16 protein-coding genes and 1 pseudogene are annotated in these 21,143 nt (G+C 72.8%); 2 read left to right on the forward strand and 15 right to left on the reverse strand.

Going from position 1 to position 21,143, the window contains the following annotated elements; all coding sequences use genetic code 11:
* Window positions 1-21: 21 nt before the first annotated feature.
* From mfd to KM842_RS09345, 10 genes are all read right to left on the reverse strand, one after another.
* Window positions 22-3,615, reverse strand: coding sequence for a transcription-repair coupling factor (gene mfd, locus KM842_RS09300; protein WP_216257769.1), 3,594 nt, complete (start codon window positions 3,613-3,615; stop codon window positions 22-24).
* Between the two features lie 103 nt (window positions 3,616-3,718).
* Window positions 3,719-3,904, reverse strand: a complete 186-nt coding sequence (locus tag KM842_RS09305) for a hypothetical protein (RefSeq protein ID WP_216257771.1) — start codon at window positions 3,902-3,904, stop codon at window positions 3,719-3,721.
* Window positions 3,904-4,488: an aminoacyl-tRNA hydrolase gene (gene pth, locus KM842_RS09310; RefSeq protein ID WP_216257773.1), complete on the reverse strand. Its 585-nt coding sequence runs from the start codon at window positions 4,486-4,488 to the stop codon at window positions 3,904-3,906. The genes KM842_RS09305 and pth overlap by 1 nt, the downstream gene beginning before the upstream one ends.
* A gap of 29 nt (window positions 4,489-4,517) precedes the next feature.
* Window positions 4,518-5,147: a 50S ribosomal protein L25/general stress protein Ctc gene (locus tag KM842_RS09315; protein ID WP_216257774.1), complete on the reverse strand. Its 630-nt coding sequence runs from the start codon at window positions 5,145-5,147 to the stop codon at window positions 4,518-4,520.
* 411 nt (window positions 5,148-5,558) lie between these two features.
* Window positions 5,559-6,533 carry a hypothetical protein gene (locus KM842_RS09320; protein ID WP_216257776.1) on the reverse strand — a complete coding sequence of 325 codons (975 nt, stop codon included), beginning with the start codon at window positions 6,531-6,533 and terminating at the stop codon, window positions 5,559-5,561.
* Window positions 6,534-6,541: 8 nt separating this feature from the next.
* Window positions 6,542-7,198, reverse strand: coding sequence for a response regulator transcription factor (locus KM842_RS09325; RefSeq protein ID WP_216257778.1), 657 nt, complete (start codon window positions 7,196-7,198; stop codon window positions 6,542-6,544).
* Window positions 7,195-8,505 carry a sensor histidine kinase gene (locus KM842_RS09330; protein ID WP_216257779.1) on the reverse strand — a complete coding sequence of 437 codons (1,311 nt, stop codon included), beginning with the start codon at window positions 8,503-8,505 and terminating at the stop codon, window positions 7,195-7,197. The genes KM842_RS09325 and KM842_RS09330 overlap by 4 nt, the downstream gene beginning before the upstream one ends.
* A 135-nt stretch (window positions 8,506-8,640) precedes the next feature.
* Window positions 8,641-9,666: a hypothetical protein gene (locus tag KM842_RS09335; RefSeq protein WP_216257781.1), complete on the reverse strand. Its 1,026-nt coding sequence runs from the start codon at window positions 9,664-9,666 to the stop codon at window positions 8,641-8,643.
* A gap of 45 nt (window positions 9,667-9,711) precedes the next feature.
* Window positions 9,712-11,064 (reverse strand): D-mannonate dehydratase ManD, encoded by a 1,353-nt coding sequence (gene manD / locus KM842_RS09340; RefSeq protein ID WP_216257783.1) that lies wholly within the window; start codon window positions 11,062-11,064, stop codon window positions 9,712-9,714.
* Between the two features lie 73 nt (window positions 11,065-11,137).
* Window positions 11,138-11,665, reverse strand: a complete 528-nt coding sequence (locus tag KM842_RS09345; RefSeq protein WP_216257785.1) for a gluconokinase — start codon at window positions 11,663-11,665, stop codon at window positions 11,138-11,140.
* Window positions 11,666-11,829: 164 nt separating this feature from the next.
* Between KM842_RS09345 and gnd the strand changes: the two are divergent.
* Window positions 11,830-13,235 (forward strand): annotated as a pseudogene (gene gnd / locus KM842_RS09350) (NADP-dependent phosphogluconate dehydrogenase).
* Window positions 13,236-13,337: 102 nt separating this feature from the next.
* On the opposite strand, the gene KM842_RS09355 reads toward gnd, so the two are convergent.
* Window positions 13,338-14,177 carry a hypothetical protein gene (locus KM842_RS09355; RefSeq protein WP_216257788.1) on the reverse strand — a complete coding sequence of 280 codons (840 nt, stop codon included), beginning with the start codon at window positions 14,175-14,177 and terminating at the stop codon, window positions 13,338-13,340.
* 353 nt (window positions 14,178-14,530) lie between these two features.
* On the opposite strand from KM842_RS09355, the gene KM842_RS09360 reads away from it, so the two are divergent.
* Entirely contained in the window at window positions 14,531-16,039 is a 1,509-nt protein-coding gene (locus KM842_RS09360; protein ID WP_216262294.1) for a molybdopterin-dependent oxidoreductase, read from the forward strand.
* A 112-nt stretch (window positions 16,040-16,151) separates the two neighbouring features.
* Here KM842_RS09360 and KM842_RS09365 read toward each other — a convergent pair whose 3' ends face one another.
* The 4 genes from KM842_RS09365 to KM842_RS09380 form a co-directional block, all read right to left on the reverse strand.
* The gene (locus KM842_RS09365; protein ID WP_216262296.1) at window positions 16,152-16,925 is read right to left on the reverse strand and encodes a putative protein N(5)-glutamine methyltransferase; all 774 of its coding nucleotides are present in this window, start codon (window positions 16,923-16,925) and stop codon (window positions 16,152-16,154) included.
* 22 nt (window positions 16,926-16,947) lie between these two features.
* Window positions 16,948-17,925: a ribose-phosphate diphosphokinase gene (locus KM842_RS09370; RefSeq protein ID WP_216257790.1), complete on the reverse strand. Its 978-nt coding sequence runs from the start codon at window positions 17,923-17,925 to the stop codon at window positions 16,948-16,950.
* A 113-nt stretch (window positions 17,926-18,038) separates the two neighbouring features.
* Window positions 18,039-19,466 carry a bifunctional UDP-N-acetylglucosamine diphosphorylase/glucosamine-1-phosphate N-acetyltransferase GlmU gene (glmU, locus tag KM842_RS09375; protein ID WP_216257792.1) on the reverse strand — a complete coding sequence of 476 codons (1,428 nt, stop codon included), beginning with the start codon at window positions 19,464-19,466 and terminating at the stop codon, window positions 18,039-18,041.
* A gap of 172 nt (window positions 19,467-19,638) precedes the next feature.
* Window positions 19,639-20,865 carry an alcohol dehydrogenase catalytic domain-containing protein gene (locus KM842_RS09380; RefSeq protein WP_216257794.1) on the reverse strand — a complete coding sequence of 409 codons (1,227 nt, stop codon included), beginning with the start codon at window positions 20,863-20,865 and terminating at the stop codon, window positions 19,639-19,641.
* Window positions 20,866-21,143 lie beyond the last annotated feature (278 nt).

The following is a 21,143-nucleotide window of genomic DNA, read 5'->3' on the forward strand; positions in this document are numbered from 1 at the left end:
CCGGTGGTCACCGGACCACGATCAGGCCGCCGACGCCTCCGCGCGGGCGGGCGCCCCGTAGACCGCGGTGAGGATGCTCTCCACCCAGCTGATGAGGGCGTCGTCCGGGAGGGTCTCGCCGTGCGGCTTCGGCACCGGGATGCTCGCCGCGTCCTGCTGCGGGAACCAGCGCGCGCCCGCGAACATGCGCTTGAGCCGGACCTGCGCCGAGTCGGCGAGTTCCTTGCCGGCGACGCGGAGGTTCGAGCCCATCACGACGACGTCGGACAGTCCGACCTGCTGCGCCATGCGGCGGAGACGCGAGACCTCGATGAGCGTGAGCACGGCCTGCGGCGGGGTGCCGTAGCGGTCGGTGAGCTCGTCGAGGACCATGTCGATCGCCTCGGGCTGCGCCGCCGGGGCCGAGGCCGCCGACAGCTTCTGGTACGCCTCGAGCCGCAGACGCTCGGACTCGACGTAGTCCTCCGGGATGTGCGCGTCGACCGGGATCTCGAGCCGGAGCTCGGTCTGCCCCTCGGCCACGTCCCCGCGGAACTGCGACACGGCCTCGCCGATCATCCGGAGGTACAGGTCGAACCCGACGCCCGCGATGTGACCGGACTGCTCGCCGCCGAGCAGGTTGCCCGCACCGCGGATCTCGAGGTCCTTCATCGCGACCTGCATGCCGGCGCCGAGCTCGTTGTTCGCGGCGATCGTCTCGAGGCGGTCCTGCGCGGTCTCGGACAGCGGCTTCTCGGCGTCGTAGAGGAAGTACGCGTACCCGCGCTCCCGGCCACGACCGACACGACCGCGGAGCTGGTGCAGCTGCGACAGGCCGTACTTGTCGGCCTTGTCGATGATCAGCGTGTTCGCGTTCGCGATGTCCAACCCGGTCTCGATGATGGTCGTCGACACCAGGACGTCGAAGCGGCGCTCCCAGAAGTCGACCATGACCTGCTCGAGCGCCTGCTCGCCCATCTGCCCGTGGGCGACGGCGATGCGGGCGTCCGGCACGATCTCGGCCAGGTGCGAGGCGACCGACTGGATGTCCTTGACGCGGTTGTGCACGTAGAACACCTGGCCCTCGCGGAGCATCTCGCGCTTGATCGCCGCCGCGACCTGCAGGTCGGACTGCGGTCCGACGAAGGTCAGGATGGGGTGGCGGTCCTCCGGCGGGGTCGCCAGGGTGGACATCTCGCGGATCCCGGTCACCGCCATCTCGAGCGAGCGCGGGATCGGCGTCGCGGACATCGCCAGGACGTCGACGTTCGTCTTGAGCTTCTTGAGCTGGTCCTTGTGCTCGACACCGAAGCGCTGCTCCTCGTCGATGATGACGAGTCCGACGTCCTTGAACTGAACGCTCTGCGACAGGATCCGGTGCGTGCCGATGACGATGTCGACGGTGCCGTCGGCCAGGCCCGCGACCGTCTCCTTCGTCTCCTTCTCGGTCTGGAAGCGGCTCAGGGCACGCAGGTTGACCGGGAACCCGGCGAAGCGCTCCTGGAACGTCTCCATGTGCTGGCGGACGAGCAGCGTCGTCGGCACCAGGACCGCGACCTGCTTGCCGTCCTGCACGGCCTTGAACGCGGCACGGATCGCGACCTCGGTCTTGCCGTAGCCGACGTCGCCGGAGAGCAGCCGGTCCATCGGGATCGGGCTCTCCATGTCGCGCTTGATCTCGTCGATGGTGGTCAACTGGTCGGCGGTCTCGGCGAACGGGAACGCCTCTTCCAGCTCACGCTGCCACGGGGTGTCCGGCCCGAACGCGTGCCCCTTCGACGCCATGCGGGCGGAGTAGAGCTTCACGAGGTCGACCGCGATGTCACGGACCGCCTTGCGCGCCTTCGACTTCGCCGCCGACCAGTCCGACCCGCCCATCTTCGACAGGGTCGGGTTCTCGCCGCCGACGTAGCGGGACAGCTGGTCGAGCTGGTCGGTCGGGACGAAGAGCTTGTCGCCGGGGTAGTTCCGCTTCGAGGGCGCGTACTCGAGCACCAGGTACTCGCGCTGCTGCTTGACGGCGTTGCGGCCGCCGCTGGAGACCTCGCGGCTGACGAGCTCCACGAACTTGCCGATGCCGTGGGTGGCGTGCACGACGACGTCACCGGTCTTGAGCTGCAGCGGGTCGACGACGTTCTTGCGGCGGCTGGCGAGCTTCTTCACCGTCCGGGCGCCCTGCTGGACGCTGCGACCGTAGAACTCGGCCTCGCTGAGGAGCGCGATGCGCGGGTCGGCGACCGCGAAGCCGTGCTCGACGCTGGCGGTCGTCACGATGGCGACACCCGGTTCGGGAGGCCCGTCCAGCGCCCCGGCGCGTGCGGCCACCCCGGCGTCGGCCAGGACCTGCACGGCACGCTCGACGAGTCCCTGGCCCTGCGCCGTGACGACGACGGCCCACTGGTCGTCGGTGAGCGCCTTGACGTGCGCGACCGCGCCGTCGGCACTGCCGGCGAAGCTCGGGATCGCCTCACCCGGGACGCGGACGTACTCCCCCGCCTCGGCCACCGCATCGGCGTCGGTCAGCGGTTCGTCGGCACCGGAGTCGAAGGGCGACACCGTCCACCAGGTGCGCTGCCCGCGGGTGTTCCTGAGTTGCTGCACCGTCATGAAGTTGCCGGCGTCGAGGTCGATCGGCGCCTGCGCCCCGGCGACCGCGGCGCTCCACGCGGCCTGCAGGAACTCCTGGTTCGTCTCGGCCAGGCTGTGCGCACGGCCGCTGACCCGCTCGGGTGAGAACACGGCGATCGTCGCGGCCTCGGGCAGGTAGCTGGTGACCGGGACGAGCTTGCGGACGAGCGCGGGTGCGAGGGACTCCATGCCCTCGACCGGGATGCCCTCGGACACTTTCGCGAGCATCTGCGACAGGTTCGGGAACTCGTGCAGCATCTCGCGCGCCCGCTGCTTGACGTCCTCGCTGAGGAGCAGTTCGCGCGACGCCGTGAGCTCGACCGCGTCGAGGTCGTCGTCGGTGGAGCGCTGGTCGGCGACCGAGAAGGCCTTGATGCCCTCGATCTCGTCGCCGAAGAAGTCGACGCGCACCGGGTGGTCGGCCGTCGGCGGGAAGACGTCGAGGATGCCACCGCGGACGGCGAACTCACCGCGACGCGTGACGAGGTCGACCCGCGCGTACGCCAGGTCGACCAGCTGCGAGGCGATCCCACTGAGGTCGTTGCCGCGTGACCCGGTCCGCAGCACGACGGGGGCGAGCTCGGTCAGGTTGTCGGCGATCGGCTGCAGCGCGGCCCGGACGCTCGCGACGACGACGGTCGTGCGGCGCTCGTCCGCCGGGGCGTCCTGCCAGCGCTGCAGGGCTCGCAGCGTGGCGATGCGCGTGCCGACGGTCTGCGGGCTCGGGCTGAGGCGCTCGTGCGGCAGGGTCTCCCACGCGGGGAACTCGAGCACGTCGGCGTCCGGGATCGTGCAGCTCAGGGCGTCGCGCACCGCCTCGGCCTCGCGCCCGGTGGCCGTGATGACGAAGGCGCACTGCGGGCCCGTGCGGTCGGCCAACAGTGCGGCGAACAGGGGGACGCGCAGGCCGTCGACCACCGAGAAGTCGGCGTCACGAGGGGCGGCACGGAGCGCACGATCGAAGGAGGAGGCGCGCGAGAGCGCAGGGATGAGGCCCGAGATCGTCACTCACACGATGGTACCGGCGGCCCCCGACAGCGGTCGCGGCGTGCGCGACGGGCGAACAGGAGGCGCGTGGCGGAGCCGGGCGGGCCTCCCGGCCGGTCCGTCGTCAGGTCCTGCCGGGCTCCAGGTCGTCCGGCGGGGGCGTCGGTTCGTCCGCGCGCGCCTGCTCGGCCGCGCGGCGACCGAGGAAGCGCGCCGTCCCGACGAGCGCGATGCCCATGACCGAGACGACGACGAGCGCGGCCGTGGCGAGCGGGTTCGTCGCGAGCACGACGGCGGCGACGGCGTTCATCAGGCCGGGGCGTGGAAGCGCTGCTGCGCGGCGAGCAGGCCGTCGGTGACGATCGCCTCGACGGCGTCGGCCGCGTCGGCGAGGAGGTTCGGCAGCGCCTTCTTCTCGGCGGCGGCGAAGTCACGCAGCACGTAGTCGGCCGGGTCCTGGCGACCGGGCGGACGGCCGATGCCGACCCGCACCCGCGCGAACTCGTTCGTGTTCGTCGCCTTGATGACGTCACGGATGCCGTTGTGCCCGCCGTGTCCGCCGTTGCCCTTGAGCTTCACGGTGTCGAACGGCAGGTCGAGCTCGTCGTGGACCAGGATCAGGTCCTCCGGCGACGCGGAGTAGAACCCGAGGACGGCCGAGACCGGCCCCCCGGAGGTGTTCATGAACGACCCGGGCTTCGCGAGGACGAGCTTCGGGCCCCCCGGCACCAGGCGCCCCTCGGCGACCTGGTTCGGGGTCTTGTGCTTCCTGAACGTGGCACCCATGCGGGCGGCCAGTTCGTCGAGGACCATCTGGCCGACGTTGTGGCGGTTGCCCGCGTAGTCGGGCCCGGGGTTCCCGAGCCCGACCACGACGAACGTCCGGTCTGCCATCAGCGTCGGCCAGATGCCTGCGAGGAGTGTTACTCGGAGACCGGCTCGGAGCCGCCCTCGGCACCGGCTTCGGCGCCCGCCTCGGCCGATGCCTCGTCGGCGGCGTCGTCGTCGGCGGTGCCACGCGGGGTGACGATCTGCACGACGAGCGCGTCGGCGTCGGTCTCGAGCTCGGCGCCCTCGGGGAGGGTCAGCTCGGACGCGACGATCTGCTTGCCGTCCTCGAGGCCCTCGACGTCGACGACGACGTGCTCGGGGATGTCGGTCGCGAGGACCAGGAGCGAGACCGTGTTGAGGTCCTGCACGTGGATGGTGCCGGCGAAGGACTCGCCCTCGACGACGACGGGCACGTCGACCGTGACCTTCTCGCCGCGGCGCAGGACCACGAGGTCGATGTGCTCGATGATCTGGCGCACCGGGTCACGCTGGACGTCCTTGACGAGGGCGAGCTGGGCCGCACCCTCGATGTCGAGGTCCACGACCGCGTTGGCGGTACGGACGAGGAGCATCGTCTCGTGGCCCGGCAGGCTGATGTGCTTCGGCTCGGTGCCGTGGCCGTAGACGACCGCGGGGATCTTGTCGGCGGCGCGGAGCTTGCGGGCCGCACCCTTGCCGAACTTGGTGCGGACCTCTGCCGCGAGCTTCGTGTAGTCAGCCATGATGCCTCCTGGTGTCGGGGACGACGCCGGAGTGCCGGCATCGGGGGGTCTGTGGTGTTGCAACTCGAACGCGTGCACGCGTGAGGAACGGTCCCAGAGTCTGGCCGGGTCTCCCACCGCGTCGATCACGGCCGCTTGCGCGGCCCTCGCCGAAGTCGTCCGTCAGCCTACCAGGGCATCCGGGCGTGTCGCACCGTCTCGCGCGCGGCCGTCCGGACGGGAGGCCCGACACCGGTCGTCCGTGTGCCTCCGGCCGGAGCGCGTGGGCTGGCGACGGCGCGGTGGCGACCACGCCGATGGTCGCGGGCCGTCGGCAGCTCCCCCCAGGTGCAGCTGCCGACGGCCCGCCGTGGCGTCCGCCAGACCGCGGACCGCGGACCGCGGACCGCGTCTCGCGACCGGACGCCGCGGTCAGCGGACGCCGGTCGGCGCCTCCGGGGCGAGCCGCCGGATCGCGGCCTCCACCCGACGGTCCACGGCCGCCTGGTCCCGGGAGCCGGCGGCGAGCACCGCGGCGTCCGACCCCGTCACCCGGAGCAGCCGGCGCCACTCGGCGTCGTACAGGGCCTGGCGGTAGCCGGTGGACTGCTGGCACGCGACGTCCTGCTCGGCGAGGCGGACCTCGTCGCGCGGGACGTCCTCGTCGTCCAGGTCCGTCACCCAGTCGACGGCGCGCATCGATGCGGTCGGCAACCCCGACGGGTCGTCGGGCAGACCCCCGGAGACGGGACCGACGGCGGCGTCCGCGAGGCAGGACCGCCAGTCAGCAGCTGCGGCGACCACCGCCGGGTCCGAGCGCGCCGCCACCGCTGCCAGGTAGGTGAGCCGCTGCGCCACCATCGCCGCACTCTGGTCCGATCCGTCGTCGTCGGTGCCGAGGGTGGCGCGAGCTCGGTGGATGCACCGCTCGAAGGTGCCCGAGGGGAGCGCGTCGATCGCCGCGTTGCGCTCGGTCGAGGAGCCCCACTGCCGGAACCCCTCGTTGTTCGCCCCGGCGAGGGACGGACCGCGGTACCCCCGCGCGGAGGCTTCGTCTGCGGTCAACGGTCGGGTCTCGGAGAGCGCCGGTGCCGGGTTGCCCCGGGCGGCCGTCTCGTTCGCGGCGTCCTCGGCGCGGAGGCCGGCGATCGTCGCCCACGGCGGCGGGACGTCGATCCCGGCCGTCCGGAGGCACCGGTCTTCGAGGAGGTTCTCGGCGTACGAGGCGGGCCCGGACGCGAGCACGTACCCGTCGAGGGGCATCGTCCACGCGACGACGTCCTTCGTGGTCGTCGGTCGGACGGCGTGGTCGACGGCCTCCGGCAGGCCGTGCAGGACGGCTCCGCCGAGTCCGGCGACCACGAGGACGAGGGTGCCGGTCTTCGCGGCCCGTTCGGTGATGCGCATGGTTCCCCCTAGGCGCGGACGAGGCCGCGTTCGTGTGCGGTGATGACGACCTGGATCCGGTTGCGGAGCCCGAGCTTCGTGAGCACCGACCGGACGTGGGTCTTGACGGTGGCCTCGCTGAGGAAGACCGACGCGGCGATCTCCTGGTTGCTGAGCCCCTTCGCCACGAGCAGGAACACCTCACGCTCGCGGGCGGTGAGTGCGTCGAGCACCTCGTCCCGCCGCTCGGACTCGACGAGGGTGCCCTGGGCCCGGAGCAGGTCGAGCGCCTCGGTCTCCGTGGGCGCCGGCCGTCCCTCGTGCACGTCGCGGATGGTGGCCGTCACGACCTCGGGCAGCGCGTCCTTGGTGAGGAACGCCGCCGCTCCGGCACGCAGCGCCGCGAGGACCGCGTCGTCGCGGCGGATCGTCGTGAGGGCGACGACCCGCGGCCGGTCGTCACCCTGCTCGGCGAGCCGGGCCATCGTCTCGATGCCGTTGAGCACCGGCATCCGGAGGTCCAGGAGCAGCACGTCCGGCTGCTCGGTCGCGCAGAGCGCGAGGGCCTCGGCGCCGTCGCCCGCGGTCCCGACGCAGGTCATGTCGTCCTGCGCGTCGACGAGCATCCGCATGCCCGAGGCGAACAGCCGCTGGTCGTCGACGACGGCGACGCGGATCCCCGTCACCGGGACGCTCCGGTCGCGCTCGTGCCGCCGGGTCCGGTCGCGTCGACCGCTCCGGCTCCGACGACCGCCGGGAGGCCCGGGGTCACGTCCGCCCCGGACGGCACCGACGATCCGCCGAGCGTCGGCAACCACGCCGTGACGACGTACTCGTGCTCCTCGTCGCCGACCCCGGCGCGCAGCCAGCCGTCGACCAGTCGGGCGCGCTCCCGCATCCCGGCCACGCCGGACCCCGGGCCGTCGAGTGCGACGAGCGGACTGCTCCCGGTGGAGGTCACGACCACCCCGAGCCCGGGCCCGCGCCAGTCGAGCACCACCCGCGCGGTCGCCGTCCGGCCCTGGTGCTTGAGCACGTTCGTCAGGCTCTCCTGCACGATCCGGTGCACCGCTCCCCCGGCCTCGGTGCCGAGTGCCCGCGGGTCGCCGTGCTGCTCGAACACCGCCTGCATGCCGAGCTCGCGCATGTCCTCGACCAGGTGCGGGACGTCTGCCAGGCCGTGCCGGGCCTCCTGGCCGGTGCCCTGGATCCGCTCGACGAGGGCGCGGACGTCCCCGAGGGCGGTCCGGCTCACCTCGGCGATGTCCTGCAGGGCGGTCGCGGCCGGTCCGTCCCGGACCGTGAGCGCCGCGGCCCCCTGCGCCTGCGAGACGACGACCGCGAGGGAGTGCGCCAACGAGTCGTGCACGTCCCGTGCGATACGGGCGCGCTCCTGCTCGGCGCGGAGTTCGGCGCTGGCGGCCTCGGTCTCCTGCTCGGCCTCGACGACCCGGACCCGGGCGAGCCCGACGCGCCACGTCGCGCCGATCGCCACGCCGACCGCCCACGCGATGCCGCTCGCGCCGGCGATCGCCAGGGCCAGGAACGCGAGGTCGGACCGGGTGCCGGAGAGCGAGCCGGTCCACCTCGCCCACACGTCCTGGTCGGCGACGGTGGGGACGACCATCGCCCACGCAGCGGCGGCGCTCGCGACGCCGAGGGCCGGGATCGCGAGCCACCGCAGCAGCCCGGAGCGACCGGCGCCGATGATGCCGACCACGATCGCGATGGCGAGGTACTCGGGCCACGTGGTGTCGCGCGGCCGGTCGAGCAGCCGGAGTGCCTGCAGCACGGGGACGACGACGACCAGCCCGAGGCTCGTCGACGGCATCCAGTTCGCCAGCCCGATCGCGACGGCGAGGGCGGACACCACGAGGACGTGCGCGGTGAGGTCGGAGCGGCCCGCCTCGGCGACGATCCAGAGGGTGAGGTACACCACGCCGGCGGCCGGGGCCACGAGGTGCCGGAGCCACCGGCGGAGGAAGAGGAGCATGGCGCCGAGCGTAGGGCGGGGTGCGCGCGGGCAGCGAGCGGTGCGGGTGGCTTTCATCCGAGTGGATGAGGGCGTGCCGTGCCCCCGGTGGCCGGCTGCGACGCCCTGAGCGGGCGGCGGCCGGGCCGGCGCCGGTCAGCGGTCGTCGTGGCGGTGCCGACGGACGGCGGTGAGCGCGTCGCGGGCCCGGTCGCTCGCGGCCTCGGCGTCGTCCCGCGCGCGGCGGAGGCGCTCGGCCTCGGCGTCGAGGTCGGTCTGCTCGCGGTCGAGGTCGCGGAGCCGTCGTTCGAGGTCCTCGCGGCGGTGGTCGAGGTCGGCGCGCCGGTCCTCGACGCCGTCGAGGGCGGACTCGGCGTCGTCCAGCGCGGCGTCGGCGTCGCGGGACGCCCGTCGGGCGGCGGTCTCGGCCGCGCGCGCGGCACGGCGTGCGGCCGCGGGGTCCCGGGGCTCCGGCTCAGGCGTGCGCTCGTCCGTCCCGGTGTCGGTGTCCGCGGCGCCGGTGTCGGTGTCCGCGGCGCCAGTGTCGCTGCCGGCGGCGGTGTCGCTGCCGGCGGCGGTGTCCGCCGGACCGCCGCCGACGGTGCGACGTGCGCCGCGCCTCCCGGCCGTGATCGGGATCGGCGGGGCGTCGCTGCCGGACCATGCGTCGGGGACGGCGTCCGGGACGGCGAGGGCGTCCGTCAGGTCGACGTCCTCGAAGCCGACGCTCTCGAGCGGACGGAGGAGCAGCCCCGAGCGGATCGCGGCACCCGCGTGCGGGTCGGCCATGCCGGCCTCGATCGTCGCGCGGACGAGCTCGAGCACCGCCGGCGTCGCGGGGTGTCCGGCGGCCTCCGCGCGCTCCGCCCCGGTGGCGGCGAGCGCCTGCACGAGCCGCGACCGCTGCTTCCGGAGCGTCGCGATCTCCTGCGGGTCCGCGTCGGCCTGCGCCTGGCGCAGGGCCGGCCCGAGCCCGACCGCGTCGTCGAGTGCACCGTTGTCGGCGAGGAGGTCGACGATCCACGCGGCGGGTGCCGGTTTGCGGAGACGGCCGATGGCGGCTGCGAGGTCCCGGTCGTCCTTCCGGACCGCGCGCTGGCGGGCGGTGCGTTCCCGGACGAAGTCGGCGGGCGCGGCGCGCAGGAGCGCACGGGCGGCGTCGGCGAGCGCTGCGGGGTCCACGCCCCCACTCTGCCCGGCGCGTCCGTCGTGGCACCCGGGAACGGGCTACCAGTCGTGCACGGTCCCGTCGGCCAGGCGGTTGAACGGCAGGTAGGCCTGCTCGTACGGGTACTTCCCCGCCTCGTCGACGTCGAGCGTCACGCCGAGGCCCGGCTCGTCGCCCGGGTGCAGGTACCCGTCCGTGAAGGTGGACGTCTGCCGGAACACCTGGTTCGTCCGCGGCCCGTGCCGCATGTACTCCTGGATGCCGAAGTTGTGGATCGCGAGGCCGAGGTGCATCTGCGCCGCGAGTCCCACCGGCGAGATGTCCGTCGGCCCGTGGAACCCGGACTTCACCTGGTACATCGCCGCGTAGTCCATCGTCTTGCGCAGCGGGGTGACGCCGCCCATGTGCGTGACGGCACCGCGGACGTAGTCGATGAGCTGGTCGCGGATGACGTCCTTGAAGTCCCAGATCGTGTTGAAGACCTCGCCGATCGCGAGCGGCGTCGTGGTGTGCTGCCGGACGAGCCGTAGCGCCTCCTGGTTCTCGGCGGGGGTGCAGTCCTCGAGCCAGAACAGGTCGTACGGCTCCAGGCTCTTGCCGAGCTTGGCGGCCTGGATCGGCGTCATCCGGTGGTGACCGTCGTGCAGGAGCGGCAGGTCCGGGCCGAACTCGTTGCGCACCGCCTCGAACACCGTCGGGAGGTGTCGGAGGTAGGCGCGGGTGTCCCAGTCCTCCATCGCCGGGACGGCACCGCGCTGCGCGGGCTCGAAGTCGTACCGGACGCCGGCGTTGCCCTCGGTGGTCCGGTTCGACGCGATGCCGTAGATGCTCTCGAGCCCGGGCACGCCGGTCTGCACGCGGATCGACCGGTACCCCTCCGCCTGGTGCGCGCGGATCGAGTCGAACAGCTCGGGCAGCTCCTTGCCCGACGCGTGGCCGTACGCCATGAGTCCGGTGCGCGACGCCCCGCCGAGCAGCTGGTAGAGCGGCATGCCGGCGACCTTGGCCTTGATGTCCCACAGCGCCATGTCGACGGCGGCGATGGCGGCCATCGTGACCGGGCCGCGACGCCAGTACGAGGAGCGGTAGAGGAACTGCCAGGCGTCCTCGATGCGGCTGGCGTCACGACCGACGAGCAGCGGCACGACGTGCTCGGACAGGTAGGTGGCGACAGCGAGTTCGCGGCCGTTCAGGGTCGCGTCGCCGAGGCCCGTGACGCCGTCGGCCGTGGTGAGCTTCAGGGTGACGAAGTTGCGGTCGGGGCTCGTGACGACGACCTCGGCGCGGTCGAGGAGCTGGCCGCGGTCGGTGCTCGCCCAGGTGTCGGGGCGGGAGGCGGAGGCTGCGGTCGCGGGGCCGTCGTCGCGGGATCCCGGGGCCGGGTCGGCGACGCGGTCGGTCGGGTCGGTCATGTGCGGCTCCTTCGTCGCGGTGCCGCGGTGGTCCCCGCGGCGGGGTGGAGGCTGTCCGGCGCCTCGGGGTCGCCTAGGGCAGGACGGCCAGGATCTGGGCGACCGTCTCGTCGACCGAGCCGTGGATCGCGACGGCGCCGAAGGCCTCGTCGGACTCCGGCCGCTCCAGGGTCGCGAACTGCGAGTCGAGCAGCGAGTTCGGCATGTACTCGTGGTGCCGGTGGCTCTGCCGCTCGGCGATCAGCTCGCGCGAGCCGTCCAGGAACGCGATGAACAGCGTCGGTGCGTCCTCGCGGAGGCGGTCGCGGTACGCACGCTTCAGCGCCGAGTTCGCCATCACGCAGCGGGAGCCGGAGGCCTGCACCGCCGCGATCCGCTCCGAGCACGCGTCGAGCCACGGGCGGCGGTCCTCGTCGGTGAGCGGGATGCCCTCGTGCATCTTGTCCTTGTTCACCTGCGGGTGGAGGGCGTCGGCGTCGACGAACTCGGCGGCCTCCCCGCGTGCGACGAGTGCGGCGGTCAGGGCCTCGCCCACCGTCGACTTGCCGGAGCCGGAGACCCCCATCACGAGCACGGGCGGGAGTCGGGTCGCATCGGCCATGCATCCACAGTACGAACAGGTCGGGCCGCTGTCCCCAGGATGCGGAGTACCTGGATGGACGGATCGACGGCTGCATAGATTGGCGGTGGCCGTCAGGACACGAAGGAGTCGACGTGGCAGACAACAAGGAACAGGCGAACATCGGGGTCATCGGCCTCGCAGTGATGGGCTCGAACCTGGCGCGGAACCTCGCGTCACGTGAGGGCAACACCGTCGCGGTCTACAACCGCACCTACGCCCGCACCGAGGAGCTCCTGCAGGAGCACGGCGACATGGGCTTCATCGCATCCGAGGACATCGACGGATTCGTCGCCTCGCTCGCGAAGCCGCGTACCGCGATCATCATGGTGCAGGCCGGGAAGGGCACCGACGCCGTGATCTCGCAGCTCGCCGAGCGGTTCGAGGAAGGCGACATCATCGTCGACGGCGGCAACGCGAACTTCCACGACACCATCCGCCGCGAGCACGACCTGCGCGAGAAGGGCCTGAACTTCGTCGGCACCGGGATCTCCGGCGGCGAGGAGGGCGCGCTCAAGGGCCCGTCGATCATGCCCGGCGGATCGGACGAGGCGTGGAAGACGCTCGGTCCGATCCTGACCTCGATCGCCGCGGTGGCCGAGGGCGAGCCCTGCGTCACGCACGTCGGCACGGACGGTGCCGGGCACTTCGTCAAGATGGTGCACAACGGCATCGAGTACGCCGACATGCAGCTCATCGCGGAGTCGTACGACCTGCTCCGCCGCGTCGGCGGGTACAGCGTCGAGCAGCTCGTCGACGTGTTCGACGAGTGGAACAAGGGCGACCTCGAGTCCTACCTGATCGAGATCACCGGCGAGGTCCTCAAGCAGCACGACGCCGACACCGGCAAACCACTCGTCGACCTCATCCGTGACGAGGCGGGGTCGAAGGGCACGGGTGTGTGGACCGTGCAGAACGCGGTCGGGCTCGGCATCCCGGTGTCCGGCATCGGCGAGGCCGTCTTCGCCCGGGCGGTCTCCTCGAGGCCGTCCCAGCGCGCCGCCGTCCAGCGGTCGGTCACGAAGCGCCCCGACATCGCCGAGGTGTCGGACACGTTCGCGGACGACGTCCGTGCGGCGCTGTACGCATCGAAGGTCGTCGCGTACGCACAGGGCTTCGACCTCATCATCGCCGGGGCGAAGGAGTACGACTGGGACATCGACCTGGGCGACATGGCGAAGATCTGGCGCGGCGGGTGCATCATCCGTGCGCAGTTCCTCAACCGCATCGTCGAGGCGTACGACAAGGACCCGGAGCTCGAGTCGCTGCTGGTCGACCCGTACTTCGCGGACGCCGTCGCCGAGGGTGAAGCCGCCTGGCGTCGCATCGTCGGCATCGCTGCGGCGTCGGGTGTCCCCGCACCCGGGTTCTCGTCGGCGCTGTCGTACTTCGACTCGTTGGCGTCCGAGCGGCTGCCCGCCGCGCTCATCCAGGGCAGCGTGACTTCTTCGGCGCGCACACCTACCAGCGCATCGACAAGGACGGCACGTTCCACACGCTCTGGTCCGAGGACGACCGGCGCGAGGTCGAGCAGGAGCCGTCCACGCACTAGTCGGACGGTCGGACGGGCACGACCACGGGCGCTCCGTGGTCGTGCCCGTCGCTGCGCGGGGTGCTGGGGCCGTGCGGGTGCTGGGGCTGCGCGGTCTGCGGCTCAGGCGACGATGCGCTCGCGGACCAAGCGGGTGAGCAGGTCGTCGAGACGGTCGCCACGGCCGAGCAGCCGGTCGGACCCCGGCGCGACCCGGACGAAGAACGTCACCACGGCCGCGGTGTCGTCGGTGCGGACGTAGTGCACGACCACCGCGGGCGCAGGGCGGCGGGTGGCTCCCGGTACCGTCACGTCCTCGACGCCGACGTGCACCACCCGGCTCCAACGGATCACCAGCAGACGGGTGGCCCGGCGTCCGTCGAGTTCCCACAGGGACGCCTCGGTCGCGCCGAACGCCCAGGTCACCCGGTCGGCCAGCGGCGCCTCCGGGCGGACGGACGCGATCGTCTCGCGGAGTTCGGGAGTCGGCGTCGCGGGGACCACCCACACCGTCGGGTCGACCCGCCGCACCGCTGCCTCGAGGAGGTCGTCCGCGCGCCGTCGTCCGGCGCTCCTGGCCCGGACGACCGCCACGACGACGACCGCGACCCCCACCGCGACGGCGACGGCCTCGGCGATGCCGAACGCGGTGAGGTCGGCCTCCGGGTCGATCGAGACCACGATCACCCGCGCGGTCAGGAGCAGCGCCCAGACGCCGACGATCGCCCAGCGCAGGGCCAACAGGCGCTGGTACGAGGACCAGCTGCGCCAGCCGCGACCCTCGCCGTCGATGCGACCGGCCCCGTCGACCGGTGCGCGGCCGGCTCGGTCGGGACGTCCGGCCCCGCGAGCACGGCCGGTCCCACGCGCGCGACCAGCCCGTCGGGCGCCACCACCCCAGTGGGCGCCACCGTCCCGTCGGGCACCACCGGGGCCCGGGAGGTGGTCTGGTCGCCGTGGCACGGTCCGATCCTGCCACGCTCCCCGGGCACCACCCTCCCCACCAGGTGAACGTGCCCTGTCCACCTGCACGACGGCGGTCGTTGGACGGGGCGCCCGGTCACGGACGCCGGGGCGCCGCGTCGTGGGCACCGGGGCGACCCTGGTCACCGGGGTCACCCAGGTCGAGGGCACCGCGTCGAGGGCACCGGGGCGACCGTACCGAGGGCACCGTCCGGACGAGCGGGCCCGTCGAGGGGTACCGTCCGCGCGTCCCGTTCCCAGCGCCCCTGACCTACGATCCGATCGTGACCGAGCCAGACCCGCGCCTCCTCCCGCACCGCAGGTGGGCGGCAGCGCTCACCGGCGTCATCGCGATGCTCGCCTTCCTCGCCGTCGCCGAACTCGGGGCGCTCGTCCTCGGTGGCGCCGGCAGCCCCCTCGTCGCGGTGGGCTCCGCCGTCATCGACCTCGCACCGCGGGCTGCGAAGGACCTCATGGTGTCGCTCTTCGGCACCGGGGACAAGGTCGCGCTGTTCGTCCTCATGACGGTCGTCCTGGTCGCGATCACCGCGGGCGCCGGTGTACTCGAACGGGTCCGACCGCCCTACGGCGCATTGGTCTTCGCGGCCGGCGGGTTGCTCGCCCTCCTCGCGGTCACCACCCGGTCCGGCAGCGGCACCCTCGACGGCGCCCCCACGGTCGCCGGGGTCGCCGCGGCCGTCGTCGTCCTCCGCCTGCTGCTCCAGCGCCTCCGCCGGTGGGAGGACGCCCGGGCCGTCCCCACCGCTGCCACGGACCGCGCCGACGCGGTCCAGCGACGCTCCTTCATCGCATGGGCGGTGACGACCGGAGCGGTCGCAGCCGTCGTGGGAGGCGCCTCCCGGCTGGGCTCGGCCTCGCTGCAGGCCGCAGCGGCCGTGCGCCGCGCCGTCCGCCTGCCCGAGCCGGCGACGGCCGCCGCCCCGGTGCCGAGCGGCGCGAGCCTGGACGTCGAGGGGATCACGCCCTACGTCACCCCGAACGCGGACTTCTACCGGATCGACACCGCACTCCGGGTGCCGTCGATCGACCCGGCCGACTGGTCGCTGAGGATCACGGGTGAGGTCGAGGACGAGGTCGAGATCACCTGGGACGAACTGCTCGCCCTCCCCCTCGAGGAGCACATGGCGACGCTGAGCTGCGTGTCGAACGAGGTCGGCGGGGACCTCATCGGCAACGCGCTGTGGCTCGGGTACCCCATCCGGTCCCTGCTGGCGCGCGCACGGCCCCGGTCCGGCGCGGACATGGTGCTGTCGCGCAGCATCGACGGCTTCACGGCCGGAACCCCGCTCGACGTTCTGCAGGACGAGGGGACGCAGGCGCTCGTGGCCGTCGGGATGAACGGCGAACCGCTGCCCGCCGAGCACGGCTTCCCCGCACGCCTGGTCGTGCCGGGGCTGTTCGGGTACGTCTCCGCGACGAAGTGGGTGACCGAGCTCCAGGTGACGCGCTTCTCGCGGGCGCAGGGGTACTGGACGCCGCGCGGGTGGTCGGAGCGCGGACCGGTGAAGCTCGAGTCGCGGATCGACACCCCGTCCGACGGCGCCTCGGTCTCAGTCGGCGACCGGGTGCCGATCGCCGGTGTCGCGTGGCAGCCGCACACGGGCGTCAAGGCCGTGCAGGTGAAGGTTGGCGACGCGGACTGGCAGGACGCCGAACTGGCCGACTCGGTCTCCGCCGACACGTGGCGGCAGTGGGTGTACCGCTGGACGGCCACGAAGGGGCGGCACGAGGTGCAGGTCCGCGCGGTCAGTGCGGACGGCGAGGTGCAGACCAGCGTGCAGCGGCCGCCGGCGCCGAACGGTGCGTCGGGGTGGCACGGGGTCACGATCACGGCGTCCTGACGGGGCCGGACCGGTGGCCGCGGGCGGGGCCGGTCAGCGGTGACCGCGGGCAGGGCCCGACCGTGGCCGCGGGCGGTGCCGGACCGGTGACCGTCGACGGGGTCCGGGTCGGTCAGTCGGGCAGGGTCGCGACGACGCAGGTTCCGTCGACCTCGTCGTCCCGGGCGACCTCGACGCCGAGGCCGGCGGCCCGGAAGAGCTCCCCCGACGCCGACGCCTGGTCCGCCGACACCTCGATGACCACGGCGCCGCCGGGTCGCAGCCAGTCGCCCGCCTCGGCAGCGATCCGTCGGTGCAGGTCGAGGCCGTCGGCCCCGCCGTCGAGGGCGACCCGATGCTCGTGGTCACGGGCCTCCGACGGCATGGTCGTGATCGCGTCCGTCGGGACGTAGGGCGCGTTCACCGCGACGACGTCGACGGCACCGCGGAAGCGCGTGGGCAGCGGCGCGAACAGGTCTCCGGTCACGACGATGCCGCGGTCGCCGAGGTTCTCGGCAGCGACGTCGGTGGCATCCGGGTCGACGTCGGCCGCGACCAGGTCGAGCGGCCCGATCCGTTCGAGCAGCGCCAGGCCGATCGCGCCGGCTCCGCAGCACAGGTCCACGACGCGGTCGTACTGCTGCAGGCGACGCGCGGCCTGCACCACGACGGCTCGGGTACGTGCGCGGGGCACGAAGACGCCGGGCGTCACGCGGACCCGGTGCCCGTCGAAGGCGGCCCAGCCGAGGACGTACTCGAGGGGCTCCCCCGCGATCCGTCGCTGCACGAGGCCGCGCAGGCGACCCGGGTCCCCGTCACCGGCCGCCAGCAGGAGGTCGGCTTCGTCCTCGGCGAAGACGCTCCCGCCGGCCCGGAGTCGGGCGGCGAGGGCGTCCCGCGCGGTCAGTGCCACTGCCGGGCTCGAGGACTCAGGCGGCGCCGTCGAACATCGACGTCACCGAGCCGTCGTCGAAGACCTCGTGGATGGCGCGTGCGATGAGCGGTGCGATCGGCAGGACCTCGAGCTTGTCCCAGCGCTTCTCGACCGGCACCGGGAGGGTGTCGGTGACGACCACGCGGTCGATGAACTCGCTCTGCAGCAGTTCGGTCGCGGGGTCGGAGAACACGGCGTGCGTGGCGGCGACGACGACGCCCTTGGCACCGCTGGCCTTGAGGGCCCCGGCCGCCTTCGCGATCGTCCGGCCGGTGTCGATGAGGTCGTCGACGAGCAGACACCAGCGACCGGACACGTCACCGACGATCTCGTGCACGGAGACCTGGTTCGGCACGAGCGGGTCGCGACGCTTGTGGATGATCGCGAGCGGGGCGCCGAGCTTCTCGGACCAGATGTCGGCGACGCGGACGCGGCCCATGTCGGGCGAGACGACGGTCAGGGTCTCCGGGTCGAGCATCTCCTTGAAGCGCTCGAGCAGGACGGGCATGGCGAACAGGTGGTCGACGGGGCCGTCGAAGAAGCCCTGGATCTGCGGTGCGTGCAGGTCGACGCTCATGATGCGGTGGGCGCCGGCGGCCTTGAAGAGGTCCGCGACGAGGCGGGCCGAGATCGGCTCGCGCCCGCGGCCCTTCTTGTCCTGACGGGCGTAGGGGTAGAACGGCGCGACGACGGTGATGCGCTTGGCGGAGGCACGCTTGAGCGCGTCCACCATGATGAGCTGCTCCATGAGCCACTCGTTGATCGGGGCGGTGTGCGACTGGATGACGAAGGCGTCACACCCGCGCACCGACTCGTCGAAGCGGGCGTAGAGCTCACCGTTCGCGAAGGTCCGGGCGTCGGTGGGGACGAGGTCGACACCGAGCTCTTCCGCGATCGCCTTCGACAGCTCCGGGTGCGCTCGCCCGGAGACCAGGACGAGTCGCTTCTGGCCGGTTGTCTTGATTCCGGACACGTGTGGTGCTCACTCCCTGACCCCGCGAGGGGGCCGTTCTGACCCCGCCGGGGCCGATGTCCTGGGCTCCGATCGGGGCCCACCGCTGACGGTCACGAGGACCGCCCAAGGTGTCATTCGCCTCGCGCGCGCCGAGCCGCCTCGGCCGCCGCGGTACCGGGTCGGTTCTCCTCGACCCAGCCCTCGGTGTTGCGCTGTGGGGCGTAGCTGATCGCGAGCGACCCGGCCGGCACGTCCTTGCGGATGGTCGTACCTGCACCGGTGTACGCCCCGTCGCCAATCCTAACCGGGGCGACGAACACGTTGTGCGACCCGGTCCGGACGTCCGACCCGATGACGGTGCGGTGCTTGTGCACGCCGTCGTAGTTCGCGGTGATGGTGTTCGCCCCGATGTTCGAGTCGTCACCCACCTCGGTGTCGCCGATGTACGACAGGTGCGGGACCTTGCTGCCGCGGCCGATCACCGCGTTCTTCGTCTCGACGAAGGTGCCGATCTTGCCGCGCTCCCCCAGGATCGTGCCGGGGCGCAGGTAGGCGAACGGCCCGACCGAGGCGCCGTCACCGATCACCGCGAGGGTGGCGTCGACGCGGTTGACCGTCGCCCCGGCACCGACCTCGGTGTCGCGGAGGGTGGTGCCCGGGCCGACGACCGCACCGGCCGCGATCGCCGTCGCGCCGAGCAGCTGCGTGCCGGGCAGCACCTCGGCGTCCGGCTCGATCGTGACGTCGAGGTCGATCCACGTGGAGGCGGGGTCCTGCACGGTGACCCCGGCGAGCTGGTGCCGTCGGACGATCCGCGCGTTCAGCTCGCGGGCCGCGTCGGACAGCTGCGCGCGGTCGTTGATGCCGGCGACGAGCCACGGGTCCGTGAGCGTGACGACGTCGACCCGGCCACCCCGGGCGGCGATGAGTGCCGGGACGTCGGTGATGTACTTCTCGCCCTGCGCGTTCTCGGTCGTGAGCGCCGGCAGGACCGCGCGGAGGTGCGTGACGTCGAAGGCGTAGATGCCCGCGTTCGTCTCGGTCACCGCTCGCTGCTCGTCGGTGGCGTCCTTGTGCTCGACCACGCCCGTGAAGGCGCCCGAGGCGTCGCGGAGGATGCGCCCGAGGCCGGTCGGGTCGTCCTGGATCGCGCTGACGAAGGTCACCGCGTTGCTCTGGGACGCGTGGGCGTCGACGAGCCCGTGCAGGCTCTGCGCGTCGAGCAGCGGCACGTCGCCGGAGAGCACCACGACGACACCGTCGAAGTCGGTCGGCAGCGCGTCGACCGCCACCTGCACGGCACGTCCGGTGCCCGGGACGTCGTCCTGGTCGACCACGAGGGCGTCCGGCGCACGCTCGGTCACCTCGGCGGCGACGCGCTCCCGCTCGTGGCGCACCACGACGGCCACGTGCTCGGGCGACAGGGACTCGGCGGTCTGGAGCACGTGGGCGATGAGGGGCAGCCCGGCGAGCCGGTGCAGCACCTTGGGGAGCGTGGACTTCATGCGCGTGCCCTGCCCGGCGGCGAGGACGACGACGGCGATCCGCTGGTCGGTCATGCATCCCATCCTGGCGCACGCTCGGGGTGGTCGTCGCCTGGACGCCGTTCTGTGCAGAAGTCGGCGGAGAACCGCACGTGTGCAGGAAGGGCGGACGCCGAGCCGGACCGCCTGGAGGCCCGGCACCGGTCCGTCGGACCGGCACCGGGCCTCCAGGCCGACGGACGGGGTGTCAGGCCGACGTGTCGGTCAGCTCCACCTTGATCCAGCCGGGCTCGCGGCGGTCGAACGCCTCGTAGGCGTCGATCGCGGAACCGATGTGCTCGTGCTCCGTGATGAGCGCCGTCGGGTCGAACTGGCCGGCCGCGACCATGTCGATGAGCGGCGGGGTCACCGAGTGGTGGTCGCAGTTGCCCATGCGGATCGTGAGGTTCTTGTTCATCGCCTCGCCGATCGGGTACGACTGCGCGGTCGGCCCGTACACGCCGATGATGCCGATCCGGCCGTACTTCGCGACCGAGGCGACCGCCCACTGCGCGACCTGCGACGGGCCGTCACCCGGCTTCCACTGCTGCTGCTCGCCGAACCCGTCCTTCGCGGCGTCCGGGGCGACCTGCGCGACCTCGGCGTCGAAAGCTGCTGCCTGCTCCTCGGAGACGGCCGCCGGACCGCGCTTCGGGCGCTCGGCGTCGACGCCCACCGCGTCGATGACGGCGTCGGCACCGATGCCGTTCGTGAGGTCCAGGATCGCCTGCACCGGGTCCTCGCGGTTGTAGTCGACGACCTCGCAGTTCTGCGCGAGGGCGGCGGCCAGGCGGGTCTCCTCGCCGTCCACCACGATCACGCGGCCGGCGCCCTGCTTGAACGCGGAGGCGGCGGCGAACTGCCCGACGATGCCGGCACCGAACACGACGACGACGTCACCGCGAGTGACACCGGCGAGCTCGGCACCGAACCAGCCGGTCGGGAAGATGTCGGACAGCAGGATCGCCTGCTCGTCGCTGACGTTCTCGGGCAGCGGGTGCATCGTGTTCTGCGCCCACGGCACGCGCACGTACTCGGCCTGCAGACCGTTCACGGGGCCGGTCGATTCGGGGCCGCCGAAGAAGCTCGTGCCGGCCTGGGGGCCGTTCGGGTTCGCGACGTCGCACTGGGCGGTCTTGCCCATCCGGCAGTACCGGCAGGCGCCGCACGAGATGGTCGAGTTGATGAGGACCCGGTCGCCGGCGCTGAAGCCGCGCACGGCGTCGCCGACCTGGGTGACGACACCGACGGCCTCGTGGCCGAGGATCGTGCCCTCCTGCATCGGCGCCATGGTGCCGCGCACGAAGTGCAGGTCGGTGCCGCAGATCGCGGAGCGGGTGATGTGCACGATCGCGTCGTGCGGGTCCTGGATGGTGGGCTCCGGGACCTCGTCGAGCCGGATGTCGCCGATGCCGTGCCAGACCACTGCCTTCATGGTGTCCCTCCTCAGGGGTGTCGTCGCCGCGGACGGTACGCCGGGGAGGCTCGGTGGCCGGGGGACAGCGGTGCGTCGGCCGGACACGGGGTGCGGGTGGGGTGGGTGCGGGATGCGGGTGCGGGGGGGGGTGCGGGGGTGCGGGTGCGGGTGCGGGCGGTGCGGGCGTCGAGGCCGAGGTCGCACGAACTGCCGCCGCAGCCGCCCGCGAACGGCGATTCGTGCTACCTCGGCGGACATGAGCGGCACGTCGTGCGACCTCGGCAGGGCCTGCGGCG

This window comes from Curtobacterium sp. L6-1 (genome assembly GCF_018885305.1).
In the GTDB taxonomy this organism is placed as follows: domain Bacteria; phylum Actinomycetota; class Actinomycetes; order Actinomycetales; family Microbacteriaceae; genus Curtobacterium; species Curtobacterium aetherium.

What these genes read in the sequence shown, in the direction of transcription:
- KM842_RS09360 (WP_216262294.1), top strand. Translation starts at nt 14,531, where the DNA reads ATGCTCGCCTTCCTCGCCGTCGCCGAACTCGGGGCGCTCGTCCTCGGT.
- KM842_RS09330 (WP_216257779.1), bottom strand. Translation starts at nt 8,505, where the DNA reads ATGCTCCTCTTCCTCCGCCGGTGGCTCCGGCACCTCGTGGCCCCGGCC.
- KM842_RS09320 (WP_216257776.1), bottom strand. Translation starts at nt 6,533, where the DNA reads ATGCGCATCACCGAACGGGCCGCGAAGACCGGCACCCTCGTCCTCGTG.
- KM842_RS09380 (WP_216257794.1), bottom strand. Translation starts at nt 20,865, where the DNA reads ATGAAGGCAGTGGTCTGGCACGGCATCGGCGACATCCGGCTCGACGAG.
- pth (WP_216257773.1), bottom strand. Translation starts at nt 4,488, where the DNA reads ATGGCAGACCGGACGTTCGTCGTGGTCGGGCTCGGGAACCCCGGGCCC.
- KM842_RS09315 (WP_216257774.1), bottom strand. Translation starts at nt 5,147, where the DNA reads ATGGCTGACTACACGAAGCTCGCGGCAGAGGTCCGCACCAAGTTCGGC.
- KM842_RS09305 (WP_216257771.1), bottom strand. Translation starts at nt 3,904, where the DNA reads ATGAACGCCGTCGCCGCCGTCGTGCTCGCGACGAACCCGCTCGCCACG.
- KM842_RS09345 (WP_216257785.1), bottom strand. Translation starts at nt 11,665, where the DNA reads ATGGCCGATGCGACCCGACTCCCGCCCGTGCTCGTGATGGGGGTCTCC.
- manD (WP_216257783.1), bottom strand. Translation starts at nt 11,064, where the DNA reads ATGACCGACCCGACCGACCGCGTCGCCGACCCGGCCCCGGGATCCCGC.
- glmU (WP_216257792.1), bottom strand. Translation starts at nt 19,466, where the DNA reads ATGACCGACCAGCGGATCGCCGTCGTCGTCCTCGCCGCCGGGCAGGGC.